This window comes from Flavobacterium sp., from assembly GCF_049590715.1.
Classification (GTDB): Bacteria; Bacteroidota; Bacteroidia; order Flavobacteriales; family Flavobacteriaceae; genus Flavobacterium.
This window is the reverse complement of sequence record NZ_JBAWDL010000302.1, coordinates 1-3,865: the sequence shown is the minus strand read 5'-3', so window position 1 is coordinate 3,865 and position 3,865 is coordinate 1. Positions and strand designations below refer to the sequence as shown.

General features: G+C 34.5%; 4 protein-coding genes. All 4 read right to left on the bottom strand.

Features of this window, described 5'->3' with window-relative positions; all coding sequences use genetic code 11:
* On the bottom strand, window positions 1-551 hold a 551-nt coding region (locus WBQ70_RS13155; RefSeq protein ID WP_423914999.1), incomplete at its 3' end, for a tetratricopeptide repeat protein.
* 10 nt (window positions 552-561) lie between these two features.
* Complete coding sequence (locus tag WBQ70_RS13150) at window positions 562-1,590, bottom strand: VWA domain-containing protein (RefSeq protein ID WP_423914997.1); 1,029 nt, start codon at window positions 1,588-1,590, stop codon at window positions 562-564.
* Between the two features lie 128 nt (window positions 1,591-1,718).
* On the bottom strand, window positions 1,719-2,720 hold the full coding sequence (locus tag WBQ70_RS13145) for a vWA domain-containing protein (RefSeq protein WP_423914995.1): 1,002 nt from the start codon (window positions 2,718-2,720) through the stop codon (window positions 1,719-1,721).
* Window positions 2,720-3,865, bottom strand: a 1,146-nt coding sequence (locus WBQ70_RS13140; protein ID WP_423914994.1) for a hypothetical protein, incomplete at its 5' end; no start/stop codon positions are given. The genes WBQ70_RS13145 and WBQ70_RS13140, both read right to left, overlap by 1 nt.

Sequence of the window (3,865 nt, the reverse complement as noted above, 5' to 3'; positions counted from 1 at the left end):
TTCTTATCCTTATTATCGCCGTCTTTTTTGTCCTTATTTTTATCGTCCTTCTTATCTTTATCCTTGTCTTTATCCTTGTCTTTGTTTTTATCGTCGTTTTTAGGAGGATTTTCTTTCAACATTTTCTTAGCTAACGCAAAATTATATCTCGTTTCTTCGTCAGAAGGATTGTTACGCAACGCATTTTTATAGGCTTCTACCGCTTGGGTATAATCCTTCTCTTTCATGAAAATGTTTCCTAAATTATGATACGCTTTGTGTTTCTGAGTTCTTGAATTGTTTTTCTCTATTGCTTTTGCGTAAGCAAACTTAGCTTCCGAAGCTTGATTTTGTTTGTAAATAGCATTTCCTAAATTGTAATTAGCAATTTTTTTATTGGCAAATTTAGCGTTTGAAATTCTGTAATTGGCCTCTGCATCTACAAATTTATTTTCAGCATATTCTTCATTAGCTTTTGGCAGGATATTATCTTTTTCTTGTGCATTCAAAGTCGCTAATCCAGAGGTTAGGATTAGGAAAAATAGAACGCCATATTTTTTTAAAAAATTCATTTTGTGTCTTTTATTCATTAAATAAATTCAGCTTTTTAACCCAATTTGTTTTTCTTTCTAATAAGAAAACATCTGCAAAAATAAGTATAAAAGCAAATCCTAAAAACCATTGAAATTGCGATTGAAAATCAGCCATTTGTGTAGCTTCAAATTCGGTTTTTTGAATATTATCTAAAGTGTTTTTGATGTATTCCATCGTTTCTTTGGTATTATTCCCATTCACATAACCGCCTTTGGTCGCTTTAGCAATCGTCTGAAGGCTAACAGGATTTAATTTAGTAACCACAACTTCACCATTTTTATCTCTTTGGTAACTTTCAACCACACCGTTTCTTTTCAACGGAATAGTAGCTCCTTTTTCGGTTCCAACACCAATGGTAATAATGCGCATACCTTGTTTATTCGCTTCTTCGGCTGCAGCCAAAGCTCCTTCGGAGTGATCTTCACCATCCGAAATCAAAATCAACAGTTTACTTGTTTTACTTTTATCATCAAAATAAGTCGCCGATAATTTAATTGCATCGTCAAGGGAAGTTCCTTTGGATGATACCATATCTGGACTCATACTTTGCAAAAACATCTTGGCAACACTATAATCTGTAGTAATTGGTAATACCGGAAAAGCACTTCCTGCATACGCCACAATCCCAATGCGGTCATTCCCTAATTGATTGATAATTTGAGAAACGAGTTGTTTGCTTTTCTCTAATCGATTGGGAGCAATGTCTTCGGCAAGCATACTTTTGGAAACATCCATTGCAAAAACAATATCAATTCCTTCACGTTTTACCGTTTCCATCTTCGTGCCAATTTTTGGATTAACTAATCCTAAAATTAACCCTACAAAAGCCAACAAAATAACAATCAATTTCAAAACAGGTTTGAAAACTGACCGTTCAGGGCTTAGTCTATTAATGGACTCAAGGTCTCCAAACTCCTTTTGTTTTTTTCTTTTCCAATACATATTGAACAAGAATAAAAGCACCACCAAAGGCAGTAAGATGAAGAGGTATAAATATTTTGATTCGTCTAATTCCATATCTTTTAAACACTAAGGACACAAAGGTTTCTCTAAGGTCACTATGTTATTATTTTATTTTGATTAAAAAGCTGTGGCATTCAATTTGATTCCAACTGTCAACTTCTAACTCCTAACCTTTAACTTTTTTAAATAAAACTCTTATAAACCGTATTTCGTAATCCAACTTCCAGTAAAAGTAAAAATCCTGCTAATAGTACAAGAGGTCTAAATTTTTCATCGTAATCGTAAAACTTAAGTTCTTCAATTTCGGTTGTTTCTAGCTTGTTGATTTCGGAGTAAATTTCGGCTAATTTGCTATTGCTTGTTGCTCTAAAATATTTTCCTTCAGTCTTTTTAGCGATACTTTGCATCAATTTTTCATCAATTTCCACTTTCATCATTTGGAATAAAAACTCGCCATTTGGAGCTACGGCATAAGGGAATTCGGCCATTCCATTGGTCCCAATACCTATTGTATAGACTTTTATCCCATACTGTTTCGCAATATCAGAAGCAGTTTCTGGTTCGATAAAACCTGCATTATTCACACCATCCGTCAAAAGAATAATCACTTTACTTTTGGCTTTGCTGTCTTTCAAACGGTTTACAGCAGTGGCTAACCCCATCCCTATTCCTGTACCGTCTTGCAATACTTGATCGTATTTAATGCTTTTGATGGCTTCAAGAACTACGGCTTTATCACTTGTAACAGGTGTTTTAGTATAGGCTTCAGAAGCATAAACAACCAGTCCTATACGGTCATTAGGTCGCTCTGAAGCAAAATTTGCAGCCACTTCTTTCAACGCTTCCATTCGATTAGGCTTCAAGTCTTTGGCAAGCATACTTCCTGAAACATCGACCGCCATGACAATATCAATTCCTCGAGTCGTTTTAGTTTTATTACTAATATCTACAGTTCGTGGTCTTGCTAAGGCTACGACTAATAAGCTTAAAGCAAGTATCCGAAGGACTCCTAAATAAGGTTTTAATTTGGCTAAAAATGAAACCGAACCTTTAAAACCTTGGGTTGAACTAATCTTTAAGGTTGCTGATTGGTGTTTTCTTTTCCAAAATAGCCAAGCAATAGCAAATGGAATCAAAAGAAACAGCCAAAAAAATTCTGGATTTAAAAATGTGATGTTTCCCATTAGTTATTGAATTGTTTTAATTCTACAGAACTCAGTACTCGTTCTACAATTTCATTGGCATACTTATCACCTTCTTTGTACAGAATCATGATTTGTTGTAAACCACCTCCTTGTCCAAAAAGTAATATTTCGTAGTAGCGTTGTGTACTAGTTTTAGTGTCTTTATCGAGAGTCATAAAAGTACCATACGCTTTCACTCCTTTTACTCCTTCTGGAGTTTCAAAATCCTCTTGTTTGACAATCATGTTTTGTGCACCTTGAGCTTCAATAGACTCAATGGTAACTTCTACTGCTTTTTTCAAGTCGATTTGTGTATCTTGTTTGTACTTCATGGTCGAAACCATAATGTAGAAGTCATCTATAAAACTTCCATAACCAAAAGACTGCATTTCTTTAACCAATGCCAAACCTTCTTTTGGTAACAATTTAGTCAAATCCAAACGCTTTAAAACCTTTGGAGTTTCAATAATTACAGATGGATTTCCGTATTCACTTTTTATCCATTCTCCTTCTAATAACTCCTTAGTTGGATGTCCTAAGATGGTATCTTTCACATAGTCAAAACCTTTAGTAACGACAAAGAAAAGAAAGGTTGCCATAATTACAAAGGCAACGGAAGCAATCGCAATCGTAATCCGTTTTTTGCGTTGTTTTTCTAACTGCTGTGCGACTTGTTTTTGTCTTTGCATCTCGTTCAAAAGCATTTCTTCTTGATCTTGGACTTCAACAGGAATAGCACTATCCAAAACCACAATAGCTTTTTGAATTTTATTGCGATCTTCAGCTATTTCGAATTCCATTGGTTTCGATTTCGCAAATTTTACTAAATCGGCTTGTTTTAACACACGCTCCAAGTTCTCAATAGTTTCTTGCGTTAGTTTCATTTTCTTTTTGATAGATGCTGCTTTCAAACCAGCAATCAATTCTGATGTGGTACTTTCCATCGCAGGAATTTCTATAGCTTCTTCGATATAATTACGTGCAATATCAGTCAATTCACTATAATATTCTTTGATTTCTCCTTTTTGCCAAAGTCCTTTTTCCTCTAGCGTATTCATCAAAATAGTAGCTCTTTCTATAGGGGTTTTATATACTTCGGCTTCGATTTTTTTCTTTTGGTATTTTTTCATGTACCAATATACTCC